The sequence below is a fragment of the Herbaspirillum sp. ST 5-3 genome, assembly GCF_004804275.1.
Lineage (GTDB): Bacteria > Pseudomonadota > Gammaproteobacteria > Burkholderiales > Burkholderiaceae_D > Noviherbaspirillum.
Map to the genome: position 1 here is coordinate 27,000 of NZ_STGI01000021.1, position 17,772 is coordinate 44,771.

Sequence of the window (17,772 nt, forward strand, 5' to 3'; positions counted from 1 at the left end):
TTTTTCCGGCGCCGGATTGCCTTGCGGCGACGGTCGGCATGGCCGGCGGACGCCAGGTTTGATCATGACGGCCAATTGTGTGACTTCCCGAGACAAGCTTGCGCCGACCGCTTGTCAGTGCATGGTCCCGGCCATAGCATGTGAGCAAAATAAGGCCACTGTCTGGCCGCATCCCCCGATCCAAGACCACGAGAGAACCGAGACAAAGCATGGAAAAGATTTGGCTTAAGTCCTATCCCCAAGGCGTGCCGGCCGAGATCGACACCAACCGGTATGCATCGCTGACCCACCTGCTGGAAGAGGCATTCGACAAGTACGCCCAGCGCAATGCCTACGCCTGCATGGGAAAGGTCATGACCTATGCCGAGGTGGACCGCCTCTCGCGGCAGATCGGTGCCTGGCTGCAAGGCAAGGGCTTGAAGAAGGGCGACCGCGTCGCCCTGATGATGCCGAACGTGCTGCAGTATCCGATTGCGATCGCCGCCGTTCTGCGCGCCGGCTTTACCGTGGTCAACGTCAATCCGCTGTACACGCCGCGCGAACTGGAACACCAGTTGAACGATTCCGGCGCGAAGGCCATCATCATCCTCGAAAACTTCGCCACCACGCTGGAACAAGTGCTGGCCAAAACGCGTCTCCAGCACGTGATCGTGGCCAGCATGGGCGACCTGCTGGGCGGCTTCAAGGGCGCGCTGGTCAATTTCGTGGTGCGCAAGGTCAAGAAGATGGTGCCGGCCTATTCGCTGCCGCAAGCCGTGTCCTTCAAGCGCGTGCTGGCCGAAAGCGCCCGCATGAGCTTGAAGCGCGTCAAGCTGAGCCATGACGATATCGCCTTTCTGCAATACACCGGCGGCACCACCGGCGTCTCCAAGGGCGCCGTGCTCACGCACCGCAACGTGATCGCCAACGTGCTGCAAAACGAAGCCTGGTCGCAGCCCGCGCTGAAAAACCTGCCGCCCGACGAAGCGCAAACCGTGGTCTGCGCGCTGCCCCTGTACCACGTGCTGGCATTGACCGCATGCTGCCTGTTCGGCGCGCGCGCCGGCGCGATGAACATCCTGATCCCGAACCCGCGCGACATGGCAGGCTTCGTCAAGGAACTGGCCAAGTACAAGATCAACATCTTCCCCGGCGTGAACACCTTGTACAACGGCCTGCTGAACACGCCGGGCTTCGACAAGCTCGACTTCTCCGCACTCAAGGTCTGCATCGGCGGCGGCATGGCGGTGCAGAAGGCGGTCAACGACAAATGGCGCAAGGTCACCGGCTGCGCCATCCTCGAAGGCTACGGCCTGTCCGAAACCTCGCCGGTCGCCTCCTGCAATCCGGTCGACGCCACCGAATACAGCGGCACCATCGGCCTGCCGATTCCCTCCACCGAAATCGCCATCCTGAACGACGACGGCCAGCCAGTGCCGCTCGGCGAAGCCGGCGAAATTGCCATCCGCGGCCCGCAAGTCATGGCCGGTTACTGGAATCGCCCGGACGAGACAGCAAAAGTGATGACGCCGGAGGGCTTCTTCAAGTCGGGCGACGTCGGCATCATGGACGAGCGTGGCTATGTCAGGATCGTCGATCGCAAGAAAGACATGATCCTCGTCTCCGGCTTCAATGTTTATCCGAATGAAGTCGAAGGCGTGATCGCATCGCACCCCGGCGTGCTCGAATGCGCCTGCATCGGCGTGCCGGACAAGAACTCCGGCGAAGCCGTCAAGGTATTCGTGGTGCGCCAGGACCCGTCCCTGACGGAAGAGCAGCTGATGAGCTACTGCAAGACGCAGCTCACCGCCTACAAGAAGCCGAAATACATCGAATTCCGCGACAGCCTGCCGAAGACCAACGTCGGCAAGATCCTGCGACGCGAATTGCGCGACGAGAAGAAGGCCGCATGAGCGAATTGCGGACCCGTATCGAATAACAAGGCAGCACCCTTCCTTTTAACCGCCTGCGCACCAGGCGGTTTTTTTTCGCCCCGGCCGGGGCGGCGGATTGCCCGCCGAGTTGATCCACGGTATAACTTGCATCACGACCAGCGCGGCCACATAAGCGCTGGGTGATGAAAGAGGGGACCGCAATCAATGAGTGGACGAACGACTTCCGCATCCTGGGTCAGGGGCATCGCCGGACGCCTGAAGAGCGCCGGCCTGGATGTGCATGCCTTGTTCGACGAAGCGCAACTCGACCTCGCGGCGCTGGACAATCCCGACACGCGCTACGCGACCGAAAAGATCAGCCTGCTGTGGGAACTCGCCGCGGCCCGCTCCGGCGACCCGACGATCGGCCTCGCGCTCGCGCCGGTGATGCAGCCGGCCGGCTTCGATGTCGTCGCCTACGCCATGATGACCTGCAAGAACCTGCAGGAAGGCCTGCGCTTCCTGGTGCGCTACCAGCGCATCGTCAGCGATGCGGTGTCCGTGTCGCTGCAGGAAGAACAGCGCGGCTGCTGGGTGTGTATCGAACTGCCCGGCGGCAGACGGCCGGAGCCGCCTTCGCGCGTCGAGTTCGTGCTCACCACGCTGCTCACCTTTTTCCGCTGGAGCACCGGGCAAGCCATTCGCCCGCTGGCAGTCGAATTTGCCCATCCCGCACCCGGCGCGGCGCAAACCTATCGCGATGTGTTCGAATGCCCGGTCGGCTTCGACGCACCCGCGCATCGCATGCTGTTTTCGCATGCCGACCTCGCCCTGCCGCCGCAAGCCGCCAATCCCATGCTCGCCGAATTGCACGACCGCTATGCACGCGAGCACCTCGCCCGCATGGGCAGCGTGCGGACCAGCGTCAGAACACGCGAGCTGATCATCCGTCATCTGCCCAACGGCGACCCCGCGCGCGGCGACATCGCCGGTGCGCTGTGCATGAGCGAGCGCACCCTGCAACGCCGCCTGCAGGAAGAAGGCACATCCTTTCACCAGATCGTCGACGACACGCGACGCGAGCTGGCGCAGCGCTACCTCGGCCAGCAGCGCCTCACGCTCGCACAAGCCGCCTGCCTGCTCGGCTTCACCGACCGCAGCACCTTCAGTCGCGCCTGCAAGCGCTGGTTCAACCTCACGCCTACCGAGTATCGGCATCGCATGATCGTCGAAAGCGATCGACCGACATCGGTCGTTGCGGGGAGATGATCAGTGGCGAGATCTGCCGGAGTGCTGCCCATATTCATGGGATGGCGCAGGCAATGGACGCGGATTTACCATCGCGCGCAGTAGACGTGTGCGTCCTCTGTGCGTAAGCTGTAATGCTTGTCGCGAATGCAACGCCGGGCTTGATCGAGCAGCTTGCGAGGTCTGTGCGGAACAGGCGAAGCAGGATGGATCGCATACACGGAAGCTGTCTGCCTTTCCCGTTTATTTAATACTGTGCAAACCTTGGGTATATTGCCAGAAGCTAGACGTAGCAAGGGCTGCGGCGGAATTGGTGAGCCTAGATAGGTGGACAGTTCGCCGGGTTAGAAAGAAATTTTTTCACCCCAATTGAAGTTCGGCCCAATAGGACTCCGCCATAGCAGGAGCAGTTATGTCATCGAACATCGAACGTTTCAAGAAAGACCTTGCAAAGCTCGTTAATAAGGGCAACGCCTTGCACATGGCTATGCAACTGAATTGCTTCCCGAAGGAATTCAAGGCTCAGCTGAAAGAACAGTTGAAAGACAAAACAGACGAGTTCATTAAGGAGCTGCCTTCTTTCAATACGGAATACCAAAGTTGGTACTCCGAAGCGCTGGCTCTACTTCGCCAAGTGTTGCCTGACAGGGTTGCCGATTTCTCAAGGCATTACGAAAAGCCAAAGACTCGAAAAGAAATCACGTACGAGAATTACCGGATTGAAGACTATCTCCAAGGCCTGAACGTCACTCGTGGTACATACAAAGAGAAAGTCGTTGGCCAAGATGCAGCGATCCCCCAGTTTCGCCAACAGTTGGCGATTGTCGAAGCCGCGCAAGCGAGGTTTGAGAGTTCTCTCTTTGACATCCGGTATATCGTGCAAGCGGATCTAATGGATTCCGAACTGGCGGCCGCGGAGCATCTTGCCAAGTCAAAGTTCTTCCGGGCGGCTGGGGCGGTAGCGGGGGTTGTCCTTGAGCGTCACTTGGGGCAGGTGTGTACAGATCGTCAACTAACAATCGCAAAGAAGAACCCGACGATCGGCGACTTCAATGAGGCGCTAAAAGCGGGAAACATAATCGATATTCCTCAATGGCGATTCATTCAGCACCTTGCGGACATTAGGAACATATGCGACCACGCTAAGACGCCGGACCCTACGGCTGAACAAGTATCAGACCTGCTGTCAGGCGTGAAAAAGGTCGTTAAAACGGTCTTCTAGCAAATGGCCGAACAAGTTGCTGAACCCGACGCCGGAAAGCTCTGCACTTTTTCATGCTGCGGCAGCGGCGCGGGTTAGCTAATCGTTATAAGCATTTCAGGAATATTGAAATTATGCAGTGTCGGAAACTTATCCTGCTGGTATGGACGTCGCTTGTTTTAGCAGGCTGCGCAACGACTGGTCCCATTTTTTCTCCTTACGGAGGGGCACGTGCAGAGCAAGGTGTTGTGTATGTTTACCGACCCGAGGCAAGGGGCCTGGCGATTCTTTCCGCCGAAATTGAGATGGATGGAAGGTTGGCAGCAGTGCTGAAAAATGGTGAGTATGCCGCCATTCCAATCGATGCTGGTCCACATACAATCACCCATCGTTGGAAGGCTGGATTATTAGGTAACTCAACGCTCGAAAATAGGCCCATAACAATGTTAATGAACGCTACTCAACGCAAGGAGTACTACGTTCGCCTTGGGATGGACAGCTCTTGGAGCAGCTCAGGATTAAAGGTGCACAACCAGTGGCAATGGGATTTAAGAGAGGTGACCGTGTCCGACGCAATGAATGAGATAAAGGCGTGTCGTCTCGGCGAAATCCGATAGAACTCAATACCCTCGACACCCCGCGACGCGGGAGGGTAGGCTGAAGCGCCGGTGTCGTCGTTGCGAAACCGAGCATCGAAGCTGGAGAGGTCCATTTCATGGTCGAGCAGATGGTTCAGCGCATGCTCGAACGTGCCGGGTAACAGCTGCCGGGCCAGATCGACCGGCAGGAAGCGTGGGCTGGTGTCGATATGCTTGTAACGGGCCACGGGCGGATCTCCTTGTTCCTCCTATAGACTGGTTATTGTGATAACAGTTCGGCCGTGGCAAGATGCAGAGATACTTTTATACAGCTTCGTTAGCCGTCTTGATGCCCATGCGTTCGCAATTTCATCGTCAAACTGAAATAGCTCGTATACGTGCCGAGCTGGAGCTGAAAGGCTTACCTCGCCTCAAAATGCTGCTCATCATCACGCTTACTGGCGGTGCAGGTTTTCTTGCTTCGTTTTCGATGCTCCGCTGTTGCGTAACGTCAATGGCCACTCGCTATCCTCTGTCCATTGCCATCGCCTATGTCGTATTCCTATTTTTTCTCTGGCTTTGGCTCAGAACGTCTGCCGAGGATTACACCGATTTCCCAGATCTTTCTGGCATTCCAACTTGCCGGAATGTTCCGGCCGATTGCTCAGAGGTTCACTCGATGGCGTCGGCCGATGGCGGATCAATATCCGACACAATTGGTGCAGCCGCCAGCGCGGATGAAGTCGCAATTCCTCTTCTCGTTTTGTTAGTGGTCGGGGCATTGCTGCTCTCATCGCTCTGGATCGTTTATACGGCGCCGACGCTATTTGCCGAATTGCTGGTTGACGGAGCGCTTTCCGCTAGCCTTTACCGAAGGCTTCGGGGCCTCGACACCCAGCATTGGTTGGCCACTGCTATCAGTCGTACTATCTGGCCGTTCGTCATAGCGGCGGTCATCGCCGGTTTCGGCGGTAAGGCTCTACAGTTTTACGTTCCCACAGCCCACTCACTTGGCGAGGTAATACACTGGCATGAGTGAGCAGACGGCTAACCTCTCGTATATGGACTCCCCTCAAAGTGCAAAAAACTGACCGATAGAGCCGGCATGAGGGATAAGCCTGCAATCGACTGTCCGGCATCTATGATGGGCTCATTGGCAGCCCGTGCCGACACGGAATCTGCGTCACCGCTGCGCTTCATCTTTTTTTACGAAAAAGTTGAAGCCCACGCCAAGGCACTCCACAAATAGCCTGCCTGAAAATAATTCCGATCAGCTCACCAGTCCCGCCGTTTTAAATGCAAGCAATATATTCCCGTAGCGAACTGGCAACTGTCCGATCGTGAGCCGACTGCGCTGATACAATGACCCGCTTTCGCTTCACCGGTTTTCCGCATGTCACACGCCCCGCATAACGTCGCTCATGGAATGAATCGCCCGCAGCGCGAAGCCGTCAATTACATGGATGGACCTTGCTTGGTGCTGGCCGGTGCCGGTTCCGGCAAGACGCGCGTGATCACGCAAAAGATCGCGAACCTGATCGAGCAATGCGGCTACGACGCGAAGAACATCGCGGCCGTCACTTTCACCAACAAGGCTGCGCTGGAAATGCAGGAGCGCATCGCCAAGCTGCTGAAGGAACCGAAGGAAGCGAAGCATCTTACCGTCTGCACCTTCCACTCGCTGGGCGTGCAGATCCTGCGCCGCGAAGCGAAGGAACTCGGGCTCAAGGACCGCTTCTCCATCATGGATAGCGACGATTGTTTTTCGCTGGTGCAGGATCTGGCCTGCACTACCGACAAGCAGTTGATCCGGCGCATACAGACCGCGATGTCGCTGTGGAAGAACGGCCTGGTCGATCCCGACACCGCATTGAAGCAGGCGGTCACCGAAGACGAAGCGCAGGCCGCGCGCATCTACCGCAACTACGTTGCCACGCTGTCGTCCTATCAGGCGGTCGACTTCGACGATCTGATCCGCCTGCCGGTCGAGCTGTTCCGCAGCAATGAGGAAGTGCGCGATCGCTGGCAGCGCAAACTGCGCTACCTGCTGGTCGATGAATACCAGGACACCAACACCTGCCAGTACGAACTGGTCAAGCTGCTGGTCACCGGCCTCGGCAAGAAGCCGATGTTCACAGCAGTGGGCGACGACGACCAGGCGATCTACGCATGGCGCGGCGCGACCATTGAAAACCTCAAGCAGTTGCAGGTCGATTTCCCCGATCTGAAAGTGATCAAGCTGGAGCAGAACTACCGCTCCTCGACGCGCATCCTGCAAGCGGCGAACGCCGTCATCGGCAACAATCCTAAGCTGTTCGAAAAGCAGCTCTGGTCGGAGCACGGCCTCGGCGATCCGGTCAAGGTGATGGCGATGCAGGACGACGAGCAGGAAGCGGAGCAGGTCGCGATCATGATCTCCGCGCACAAGTTCGAACGGCGCGCCAAGTTTTCCGATTACGCGATCCTCTATCGCGGCAACCATCAGGCGCGCGTGATCGAAACCGCGCTGCGCAAGGAACGCATTCCCTACACCATCTCCGGCGGGCAGAGCTTCTTCGACCGCGCCGAGATCAAGGACATCGTGTCCTACCTGCGGCTGGTCGCGAATGAGGATGACGATCCCGCCTTCATCCGCGCCGTCACCACGCCCAAGCGCGGCGTCGGCCAGTCCACGCTGGAGGCGCTCGGTGCGTTCGCCGGCCAATGGCAATGCTCGCTGTTCGAGGCGGTGTTCAAGGGCGGCATCGAAGCCAAGCTGGCCGACCGCCAGCTCAACCCGCTGCGCGAATTCTGCCACTTCATCAACGGCCTCGAAGCGCGCGCCTCCAAGCGCGGCGAAGACGCCGCCGAACTGCTCGACGAGATGATGAAAGAGATTCACTACGAATCCTATCTCTACGAAACCTTCGACGAGCGTCAGGCGCAATCGAAGTGGCAGAACGTGCTCGACTTCACCACCTGGCTGAAGGAGAAGGGCACCGGCGGCAAGGACGGCAGCGGTGAAGAAAAGAGCCTGCTCGAACTGACGCAGATGGTCGCGCTGATGACCATGCTGGAAGGGAAGGATGAAGAGCCCGACGCGGTGCGCATGTCGACCCTGCACGCGTCGAAGGGGCTGGAATTCCCGCACGTGTTCCTGGTCGGCGTGGAAGAAGGCATCCTGCCGCACAAGGGCGATCCGGATGCGCCGATCGACACGCTGGCCGCGCGCATCGAGGAAGAGCGCCGATTGATGTATGTCGGCATCACGCGCGCGCAGCGCAGCCTGCATGTCACCTGGTGCAAGAAGCGCAAGCGCGCGCGAGAGAGCGTGAACTGCGATCCTTCACGCTTCATCAAGGAGATGAAGCTGGACGAGGGCGATGCAGTGCCGAAGGAAGATGAAGTGCTGACGCCGCAGGACCGTCTGGCGAATCTGAAAGCCTTGCTCGCGAAACCGAAGGTGGCGTGATCGGACCTTCGAGGCCGTCAGCAGCGCCCCTTCTTGGCCTGTCCGGGAGGACAGTGATAGGGGCCGGGCTGGCCGCCGCCCGAGATCACCACTTGCGCGGACGGATATTCCGGCACGACGACGCATCCGGAACTGCAAAGGGTGACCACGGTAATTAGTACCACAAGATATTTCATGTCTTTAACAAGCTTGCAATGGTTTGGAAGCGGCTGTCCCTGCTTTCGCAAGCCAGTCGGTAGCGAGCAGCGACGATAACGGCGCACTTTCCGTGGGTCAATTGCGGAAAGGGAAAGTTACATTTCCCGGCAGCGTCGATGGCCCATACGATTTATTTCCGTACGGAACTAAATTGAAGCGTCCCCTATCCAAGTTTGATACAAGCATGCACACGCACGGGGACTCTTCATGGCGCAATCCAGGATGGCAAGAAAATCGGGCCGGCACAAACGCAATCATCCGCCCGAGAACGCACAGGACGCGCCAAGGCATCCTCACGAGGAGCACCCGACGAATGTGGAGGCGATCATCGGCCAGAACGAAAGCGCCAATGATGCGGTGCCCGGGCAGGTAGATGAGAAGCCGATGCTTCCGGTACTCGTTCCTCAACGCCTCCCCGCAATGATCGAGCAGCCGCAATCCGGCCCCGCGAACGACGCGCCGCTGTCGAAACGAAAATTCTCGACAGGCCTGCAGGCACTGCTGATCAGTGTCTGTCTGACGGCGGCCTTGATCTTCTCCATCGGCGCCCTGAAGACCAATCGTGGCGACACCCAGCTGGCTGCCGCCGACGCAAGCGCATCGCTTGCCATTCCGGCATCGGATTCAGGCAAAGCAACTTCAGCCAATGAAGCAGGCGTCACGCATCCGGTGCGTCGCGAATCGAAGTCGGCAAGCACAACATCCAAAGCGGGAGCATCGGACATGTTGAAGAAATCGGCCCTCGCACGAACCGAGCATGCCGCGCACGCGCCGGCGGACAAGGCGAAGAAAGAATCCACCGCCATCGCCGCCAAGGCACCCAGGAAACCGCTCGACGACCACAGCATCCCGCTTCTTGCGCAGAACAGCATCGTGAAGTCCGTCAGCACGCAAGAGCAATATGCGCAGTGCGAAGGCATCAGCAGTTTCTTCCGGCGCGAACAATGCAAGTGGCAAGTCTGCGGCGGGAAATGGGGACAGGACGGCTGCCCCTCGTATCAAAGTGAGAACCGGGAAATCAACTAGCAGCCTAGCGCTTCCCGCCACGCTCAAACCATCGGCGTGACCGCCCCATCCATCGCCAGAATCGCCCCGCTGATATAACTCGCGCGCGGCGAGGCCAGGAACACGACGGCATTGGCGATTTCTTCCGGCTCGGCGATGCGCCGCAAGGGCAGATGTTCATGCGCGCGTCGCATCGCTTCATCAAGGCTGATCTGCTTGAGCTTCGCATCCGCGGCCATGCCTTCCTTGAGGCGATCGGTCGCGGTCAGTCCGGGATTGACCGCGTTCACCCTGACACCCTTCGGACCGTAAGCCGCCGCGAGGCCTGCGCTGGCGAGCATGAGCGCCGCATTCGCCGCGCCGCCGGGCAGGTGAATCGGACTGGCCACTTTGCCGCCCGCACCGATCACGTTGACGATCGCACCGCGTCCGCGCTGCGCCATGCGCTTGATCATCGGATCCATCATGTGGATGTAGGTAAAGTATTTTGCCTGCATCGCGTCGTGCCATGCCTGTGGCGTCAGTTCATCCGGCGGAGTGCGGCGTGCCGCGCCGGCCGAATTGACCAGCACGTCTACCGGGCCGCCCGCCTGTTCCGCCTGATCGAGCGCCGCCGCCGCGGCATGCACGTCGCTCAGGTCGGCTGCGATGATGGCAATGCGCGACGACGCATCGGGAACGTTTTTTTGCAGTGCTTGCATGCCGCGATTCAGATTGGCGATATCGCGCGACACCAGGGTGACGCGCGCGCCTTCCTTCAGGAACCCGAGGGCACAGGCGAGGCCGATGCCCTTGCTGCCGCCGGTGATCAGAACGTGTTGGTTTTCCAGTTGCAGATCCATCTCTTTCCTCCGGGTCATGGTCAGCTACGCGCCGCATGGCGAAAGTGTAATATGGATGTTCAACATTCCGCTGGCCGATCCTGGATGCCGTGCCCGCCGAGACAAGACAATGTGAGCCGATAAGCAGATGACCCAAGCGCCTTCCACAATTCGCCCCGCAGCGACCTTGATATTGGTCCGCGACAGCGACGAAGACATCGAAGTCCTTCTCATGCAACGCACCCACGGCGCCAGCTTCGCCGAAGGTGCTTACGTTTTCCCCGGAGGCGCGGTGGACGCGAGCGATTTCAGTGTCGCGCGCTCGGGTCATTGCCACGGCCTCGACGATGCGGCGGCGAGCCGCATGCTGGACGTGGAGCGAGACGGACTCGCACATTGGGTCGCGGCCATCCGCGAATGCTTCGAGGAAGCCGGACTGCTGCTCGCCTGCGATGAAAGCGGCGCCTTGATCGATCCACAGGCATGCACGTCAATTTCCGACCTTGCGCAGAGCCGCAACAAGCTGATCGCCGGACAGCAGACGCTGGCCGAACTGTGCAATACGCACAAGCTGCGCCTCGCCGCGGACCGGCTGCATTATTTCAGCCACTGGATCGCGCCGCCGATTGCGCCGCGCCGCTTCAACACGCGATTTTTTGTCGCCGCCGCGCCGTCGTCGCAAGACGCCTCGCACGACGACAAGGAAACCATCGGCCATTTATGGATACGTCCCGGCGATGCATTGGCACGTCACCAGCGCGACGAGATGGCACTGATGTTCCCCACCATGAAAACGCTGGAATCGCTGGCCGGATTTCGCGATCTTGCTTCCCTGATGGAGCATGCGCGCGGCCTTGCGTCGACTGCACCGATTACGCCGGTCATGCCGCGCCCCGCATGGGCGCAAGGCGAGCGGCGTATTCTGCTGGCTGCCGACGCCGCCTATCCCGAGGTCGGCAAGCTCGACCCGGCCGGAGCGGGCAATGCTTCCTGCGAAATCCTGCCCGGCGTCGTGACGCGGCTGTCCGACAAGGTGCGCCGCATCGCCAGTCCGAATCCGCACTTCATGCGCGGACCCGGCACCAATACCTATCTGATCGGCGCGAGCGACGACATCGCCGTGCTCGATCCCGGTCCCGCGCTGGAAGCGCATGTGCATGCGCTGCTGGAAAACGCGGGCGGCCGCATCCGCTGGATACTCACCACGCACACCCATGGCGATCACTCGCCGGCGGCAAGACTGCTGAAGGAAAAGACCGGCGCGGAACTGATCGGCATGCCGCCGCCGCCCTTCGACCACCAGGACCAGAGCTTCGTACCGGATCGCATTCTTGCCGACGGCGAGCGCATCGCGATTGCCGGCTGCGTCATCCGCGCCATTCACACGCCTGGCCATGCCTCGAACCATCTGTGCTATCTGCTGGAGGACGAGCGGCTGCTTTTCACCGGCGACCACATCATGCAAGGCTCCACCGTCGTGATCAATCCGCCGGATGGCGACATGCGCCAGTACCTCGCGTCCCTGCGCAAGGTGCAGCAGGAGGACGTCGCCTGGCTCGCGCCGGGGCATGGATTTCTGATGGATCAGCCGCGCGAGCGCATCGAAAGACTGCTCGCACACCGGCAATCGCGCGAAAACATCGTGCTCGCCGCGCTCGACAATCTTGAGCGGGCGACAATCGATCAGTTGCTTCCTGTGGTCTATGCCGACGTGCCGCGGGAACGATTTCCGATGGCGGCGCGCTCGCTGATGGCGCACCTCATCAAGTTGCGCGACGAAGGCCGCGCGGTCGAAAGCGAAGGGCAGTGGTGGCGGGTCAGTAATCCGTCGTGATCGTCAGGTGGTAGGGTATCGCCCCGCACGCATGCCGGTTCTGCCATAGCACATTGACCATCGCATGTTCCGACACACCGAGATGCTTCGCCATCGCCTGCGTGCCCAGCACGGTCGCCGACCGTATCGCGCGCTCTTCGGCGCTGTTGCGCAGGATCAGGCTGTGGCTGTCAATCCTTGCCGCCAGTTCCGGCGCGAAGCGCAGTATCTTGATGGAGCGCATCACGCGCGGCATCTGGTAGCTGGCCGCCACGGTGATGTCGCATTCAACCTCGATGCCTTGCTCCATGAGATATCCGGCAAACCACATGAGCGCGAGCTGCGCGCGTACCAGGTACGCGTCCTGGCCGTACGCCACGGTGAAGCGCTTCGCGAGGCGCTCCGCATCGTCCGTCGTCAGCCGACCGCTCTTGCTTGCCGCGACCAGTTCCGACGACGCCTGCTCCAGTTGATCCTCGAACAGAATCTCGCGCAGGAACTGCGCGCGCCGTCTCGGCATCGAGATGTCGCCCAGCGCATTGACGAGCGCCTGTTCCTCGCCGGAGCCCAACAGCGCGCGCAGCCGGGCCGGTGTCGATTGCTCGCCCCAGATGGTGTCCAGTGCGGCCATCAATCCATGCGCACCGCCTTCGCCGCGCCAGTGATAGCGCGCAATCCCTTGCGGGGTCGGCGTCCAGAACATGAAGTTCAGGCTGTTCAAGGCAATACTGTAGGCGGCGGCGCCCTCAGGCGTGCGCCCGGCCGGCTTTCCGAACAAGCCGACGGTCAGGTGGCCGAAGCGGTCGGCGCGGGCGGGCAGACGCGAGATTGCATCTTCGTCAATAGCGACGAGTTCGGGTTGGTAGTCGAGATGAGCCTGAGCAAGGAGACGTTCTTTTGCGGTGTGAAGTTTGTCCATGCGGGCTCCTGATATGCGTCCGCCAAGGATACCCGACTCCTGTGCCTTTTTGCCACGATTCCGGCTATACGCGGGAACGATGTCTCGCGACAGGGTATGCACAAATCGACAACATATTGACGCGTTGCCGCAAGGCCGGACACATGATCGAAGCATGTATCACCGCTTTTCTCCAAGGCGAGTACAATTTTCGGAATGCATTCCGGCACACGGACCGTTGCCACCGATTTCCGCAGCGGGCTTCAAGAAAAATACGGAATGCGGAGAGTGATTCCGAGGAGGAGCGCCATGCAGGAGTTATTGAAGTTCAGCGCCTTGCGTCGTTTCACCAAGGCGCTGTCGGTCGCGCTGCATGAGCGCGATCCCTATACGCGCTTTCATTGCGAGCGCGTGATCAACCTGGCGACCGAAATCGGTATTGCTTGCGCGCTGCCGGACCACGATCTCGTCTTGCTTGGCGTCAGCGCCTCGTTTCATGATGTCGGCAAGATCGGCATTCCCGATAACGTGCTGCTCAAGCCCGGCAAGCTTGATGACGACGAATGGGAAATCATGAAAACCCATTCCGAGCGCGGCGAGCGCATCATGCGCGCCACCTTGCTGCAGGATGCGCCGGCGGTGGCCAGCGTCATCCGCCACCACCATGAATACTTCGACGGCGGCGGTTATCCCGACGGTCTTGCCGGCGACGGCATTCCGATGCTGTCACGCATTCTCTCGATGGCCGACAGCTACGATGCGATGGCAACCGTGCGCGCCTACCATCGTCCGCGAACGCACAATGAAATCGTCGAGGTCATGCGTTCGGAGGTCAACAGGAAGTTCGACCCCGCGCTGTTCGCGCACTTCGCCGCTGTCATCGAGAAGAGTCCCTCGCGCCTCAAGTAGACCCGCCGCGCTGCGCATGAGCAAGTTATCCCTTGTCCCGAAAAGCCATTAACTTGGCTTCGCCGGTCACTGACGCGCACCGGCGAACAACATACAGTCTCCACAACAGAAAAACCGACAAGGCCGTGTCAGCGCATCGAACGCGCACGGCAAGGAGACCTTCCATGCATACCCGCTGCACGTAATCCGTTTCAATTGCAATCTGTCAGACCGCTAGAGCGGTCGCCATCCCTGTTCAACGCGATCTCGCCTTTCGACGCGAGCAGGGTTGGCTTTTTCTTCAAAAAATTGCGCACGTCTGCGAAGACGACCAGTGCGCAAGCAGATCAGGAGCAGTCGATGTCGTCGTATCCGAACAGTCCGTTGATGGGCCAGATGATGCATCAGCCCTTGCTCATTTCCTCTCTCATCCGCCACGCGGACCGGTATTTCGGCGACACCGAAATCGTGTCCCGGCGCGTGGAGGGCGATATCCATCGCTATACCTATCGCGACTGTCACCGCCGTGCGCGGCAGATGGCGCGTACCCTGGGCGAATTCGGCGTGAAGATCGGCGACCGCGTCGCCACGCTGGCATGGAATGGCTACCGCCACATGGAACTGTATTACGCGATCTCGGGTTCGGGTGCGGTGCTGCACACCATCAATCCGCGCCTGCATCCCGAGCAGGTCGCCTACATCGTCAACCACGCGCAGGATCAATATCTGTTTTTTGATCTGACCTTCCTGCCGCTGGTGGAGGCGCTCGCCGCCTCGTGCGACACGGTCAAGGGTTTCGTGCTGATGTGCGAGCGCGATCGCATGCCGGCCGACAGCACCATTCCCGATCTGCTTTGTTACGAAGACCTGATCCGCTGGAGCTCGGATGATTACGCGTGGCCGCACTTCGACGAGAATGCCGCCTCCAGCTTGTGCTACACCTCCGGTACCACCGGCAATCCGAAGGGCGTGCTGTACTCGCACCGCTCCACCATCCTGCATTCCTACGCGTCGGCCATGCCCGATGCGCTGGCCGTCTCCAGCCGCGAGGTGATCCTTCCGGTCGTGCCGATGTTCCACGTCAATGCCTGGGGACTGCCTTACTCCGCAGCGCTGGCCGGTGCGAAACTGGTTTTCCCCGGGCCTGCCCTTGACGGCAAGTCGCTGCATGACTTGTTCGAGCAGGAGCAGGTCACTTTTTCGGCGGGCGTGCCGACGGTGTGGAACGGACTGCTGGCGCATGTCAGCCAGAACCAACTGCGCTTCTCTTCGCTGCGGCGCGTGGTGGTCGGCGGTTCGGCCTGTCCGCCCGCGATGATGAACGCCTTCCGCATCGGACACGGCGTCGACGTGGTGCACGCCTGGGGCATGACGGAGATGTCGCCGCTCGGCACGGTGTGCACCTTGCAGTCCCGCCACGAAGCGCTGCCGGAAGAGCGCAAGAGCGCCATCCTGCAGAAGCAGGGGCATGTCGTGTTCGGCGTCGAGATCAAGATCGTGGATGACGAGGGCAATGCATTGCCATGGGATGGCGAGACGCGCGGCAGCCTGCTCGCGAAAGGCGCGTGGGTGATCAACGGCTACTTCCGCGGCGAAGGTGGCGAGGTCTTGCAGGATGGCTGGTTCCCCACCGGCGATGTCGCCACCATCGACGCCGACGGCTATCTGCAAATCACGGACCGCACCAAGGACGTCATCAAGTCGGGCGGTGAGTGGATAGGCTCCATCGATCTCGAAAACATCGCCGTCGCCCATCCCGCCGTGCAGCAGGCGGCCTGCATCGGCGTGTCCCACCCGAAGTGGGACGAGCGGCCCTTGCTGGTGGTGGTGAAGAAGCCCGGCGCCGCAGTCAGCAAGGATGAACTGCTGGCCTTTTACGACGGCCGAATTGCCAAGTGGTGGACACCGGACGACGTGGTGTTCGTCGATGCATTGCCGATCGGCGCGACCGGGAAGATTTTGAAAAACAGGATACGGGACCAGTATCGCGACTACAGATTGCCGACGGCGTAACAGGCTGTTGAATTCCAATAACAAAGGAGGAGACATGAAAACAAACAAGACAGTTCTATTTGCATCCTTGCTGATCGCCGTCAGCATGCTCGCCGCTTGCGGCGGTGGCGGCAGCAGCGGCCCGGAAGTGCGCAGCACTGTCTATGGTGAAGTGCTGGGCGTGGACGATGGTGCCGGTAGCGGCACGTATTACTGGAAGGGACTGCCCTTCGCCAAGGCGCCCGCCGGCGCGCTGCGCTGGAAAGCGCCGGTCGAGCCGGATGCATGGAGCGCGCCTCTGCAAACAAAGAATTTCGGCAATGCCTGCATCCAGAACGGCCGCCTGTACGGCCCCGGTTCCAACAACACCTACGACGCGACCATCGGCACCACGCTGAACACGCCGGTCGGCAGCGAAGACTGCCTCACGCTCAACATCTGGCGCCCCGCCAACGACACCGGCAATCTGCCGGTGATCTTCTTCATCTACGGCGGCAGCAACATCTCGGGGTATTCCGCCGATCCGGTCTATGACGGCGCCAACCTGGCAAAGACCGCGAATGCCGTGGTCGTTACCGCGAACTATCGCGTCGGGCCGTTCGGTTTCTTCAACATGCCGCAGTTGAAGACCGGCGCCAACGCGTTGGATGATTCCGGCAACTACGCCATCCTCGACCAGATCCAGGTGCTCAAGTTCATCCAGAACAACATCGCCCAGTTCGGCGGCAACAAGGGCAACGTTACGATCATGGGCCAGTCCGCGGGCGCGATCAATGTCTATGCGCTGCTGACCTCGCCGCTGACCACCGGCCTGTTCCACAAGGCCGTCCCGATGAGCGGCGGCATTTCCTTCGCCTCCGAACTGCCGCCCGGTTCCATCGCGATCATGAACCCGGCCTCGACCTACCAGGCGCAGGCGACTTCGCTGCTGTACAACCTGCTGATCGCGGACGGCCTCGCCACCGACACGGCATCGGCGCAGCAGTATGTCGCCACGCAGAGCAATGCGCAGATCGCGGCCTACATGCGCGGCAAGAGTGCTTCCACCATCCTCAGCACGCTGCTGGCAAAAGGACTCACCGGCTCCAATCCGATCCCGGACGGCACGGTCGTGTCGACCGACCCGATCGCCGCCATCAATGCCGGCAACTATCGCAAGGTGCCCATCCTTGCCGGTAACACGACCGAGGAAGGCAAGCTGTTCGCCTCCTTCCTCGCGCTCTCGCCGGCGCTGGGCGGCAAGCCGGGCTTCATCGTCAGCGACGCCACGCGCTTTACCATGATGGCCAATTTCAACGGTGATGCTGCGAGCACGCTGACCGTGAACGACATCATCGATCCGTCCTACCTACCGGTCGATACTCCGAGCACCGGCTATAACGCGCGTACCGCGCTGGTGGGCAACCTGCTGTTCACGAGCAATCGCGACAGCGTGCTCAACGCATTGCGCGCGCAGCAATCCAATGTCTGGTACTACCAGTTTGCATGGAAGCAGAATCCGGCACCGTGGAACGATGTGTACGGCGCGGCGCATGCCTACGACCTGCCTTTCGTCTTCGGAAATTTCGGTCCGTCGCTGTTCTCCAGTTCTATCGTCAGCACGGCGAACCGTACCGGACGCCTCGCGCTGTCGAACGCGATGATGAACAGCGTTGCCGCCTTCGCCCGCAACGGCGATCCCAACACGTCGGCGCTCGGCGTGACCTGGGAGCCATGGCCGAAGAAGCTGACCTTCGACGCCAGCCTGACGCAAACGCAGATCAGCACGCAGTAAGAACACACCGATTCGCCGCAGCGCGCGACGTCCCCGCGTCGCGCGTGGGGAC

The 17,772-nt window shown here is 60.4% G+C and carries 14 protein-coding genes; 10 read left to right on the forward strand and 4 right to left on the reverse strand.

The features are described 5' to 3' along the window. Positions 1-209: 209 nt before the first annotated feature. The 3 genes from E6W33_RS25750 to E6W33_RS25760 all read left to right on the forward strand — a co-directional run bounded on the left by E6W33_RS25750 (position 210) and on the right by E6W33_RS25760 (position 4,323). The gene (locus tag E6W33_RS25750) at positions 210-1,892 is read left to right on the forward strand and encodes a long-chain fatty acid--CoA ligase (RefSeq protein WP_136420243.1); all 1,683 of its coding nucleotides are present in this window, start codon (positions 210-212) and stop codon (positions 1,890-1,892) included. Between the two features lie 186 nt (positions 1,893-2,078). Then, positions 2,079-3,122 carry an AraC family transcriptional regulator gene (locus E6W33_RS25755; RefSeq protein ID WP_136420244.1) on the forward strand — a complete coding sequence of 348 codons (1,044 nt, stop codon included), beginning with the start codon at positions 2,079-2,081 and terminating at the stop codon, positions 3,120-3,122. Between the two features lie 391 nt (positions 3,123-3,513). Further along, the gene (locus E6W33_RS25760) at positions 3,514-4,323 is read left to right on the forward strand and encodes a hypothetical protein (RefSeq protein ID WP_136420245.1); all 810 of its coding nucleotides are present in this window, start codon (positions 3,514-3,516) and stop codon (positions 4,321-4,323) included. 454 nt (positions 4,324-4,777) lie between these two features. Here E6W33_RS25760 and E6W33_RS27350 read toward each other — a convergent pair whose 3' ends face one another. Then, positions 4,778-5,128, reverse strand: a complete 351-nt coding sequence (locus E6W33_RS27350) for a hypothetical protein (protein ID WP_211097432.1) — start codon at positions 5,126-5,128, stop codon at positions 4,778-4,780. Between the two features lie 107 nt (positions 5,129-5,235). On the opposite strand from E6W33_RS27350, the gene E6W33_RS25775 reads away from it, so the two are divergent. Beyond that, positions 5,236-5,919, forward strand: a complete 684-nt coding sequence (locus tag E6W33_RS25775) for a hypothetical protein (protein ID WP_136420247.1) — start codon at positions 5,236-5,238, stop codon at positions 5,917-5,919. 354 nt (positions 5,920-6,273) lie between these two features. Beyond that, positions 6,274-8,331 carry a UvrD-helicase domain-containing protein gene (locus E6W33_RS25780; protein WP_136420248.1) on the forward strand — a complete coding sequence of 686 codons (2,058 nt, stop codon included), beginning with the start codon at positions 6,274-6,276 and terminating at the stop codon, positions 8,329-8,331. A 17-nt stretch (positions 8,332-8,348) separates the two neighbouring features. Here E6W33_RS25780 and E6W33_RS27180 read toward each other — a convergent pair whose 3' ends face one another. After that, on the reverse strand, positions 8,349-8,495 hold the full coding sequence (locus tag E6W33_RS27180) for a hypothetical protein (RefSeq protein ID WP_168798765.1): 147 nt from the start codon (positions 8,493-8,495) through the stop codon (positions 8,349-8,351). 256 nt (positions 8,496-8,751) lie between these two features. On the opposite strand from E6W33_RS27180, the gene E6W33_RS25785 reads away from it, so the two are divergent. Continuing rightward, a complete protein-coding gene (locus E6W33_RS25785) occupies positions 8,752-9,555 on the forward strand; it encodes a hypothetical protein (protein WP_136420249.1) in 804 nt (267 codons plus the stop codon). Positions 9,556-9,578: 23 nt separating this feature from the next. Here E6W33_RS25785 and E6W33_RS25790 read toward each other — a convergent pair whose 3' ends face one another. Then, complete coding sequence (locus E6W33_RS25790) at positions 9,579-10,376, reverse strand: SDR family oxidoreductase (protein WP_136420250.1); 798 nt, start codon at positions 10,374-10,376, stop codon at positions 9,579-9,581. Between the two features lie 211 nt (positions 10,377-10,587). Between E6W33_RS25790 and E6W33_RS25795 the strand changes: the two genes are divergently transcribed. Continuing rightward, complete coding sequence (locus E6W33_RS25795; protein ID WP_247869798.1) at positions 10,588-12,189, forward strand: MBL fold metallo-hydrolase; 1,602 nt, start codon at positions 10,588-10,590, stop codon at positions 12,187-12,189. Here the strand turns inward: E6W33_RS25795 and E6W33_RS25800 are convergent. Continuing rightward, a complete protein-coding gene (locus E6W33_RS25800) occupies positions 12,173-13,087 on the reverse strand; it encodes a queuosine salvage family protein (protein ID WP_168798767.1) in 915 nt (304 codons plus the stop codon). The genes E6W33_RS25795 and E6W33_RS25800 overlap by 17 nt on opposite strands. Before the next feature lie 288 nt (positions 13,088-13,375). Here E6W33_RS25800 and E6W33_RS25805 point away from each other — a divergent pair, with 288 nt between their 5' ends. The 3 genes from E6W33_RS25805 to E6W33_RS25815 all read left to right on the forward strand — a co-directional run bounded on the left by E6W33_RS25805 (position 13,376) and on the right by E6W33_RS25815 (position 17,720). After that, the gene (locus E6W33_RS25805; protein WP_136420253.1) at positions 13,376-13,975 is read left to right on the forward strand and encodes an HD domain-containing phosphohydrolase; all 600 of its coding nucleotides are present in this window, start codon (positions 13,376-13,378) and stop codon (positions 13,973-13,975) included. Between the two features lie 339 nt (positions 13,976-14,314). Continuing rightward, entirely contained in the window at positions 14,315-15,967 is a 1,653-nt protein-coding gene (locus tag E6W33_RS25810) for a 3-(methylthio)propionyl-CoA ligase (protein ID WP_136420254.1), read from the forward strand. Between the two features lie 34 nt (positions 15,968-16,001). Beyond that, complete coding sequence (locus tag E6W33_RS25815; RefSeq protein WP_136420255.1) at positions 16,002-17,720, forward strand: carboxylesterase family protein; 1,719 nt, start codon at positions 16,002-16,004, stop codon at positions 17,718-17,720. Positions 17,721-17,772 lie beyond the last annotated feature (52 nt).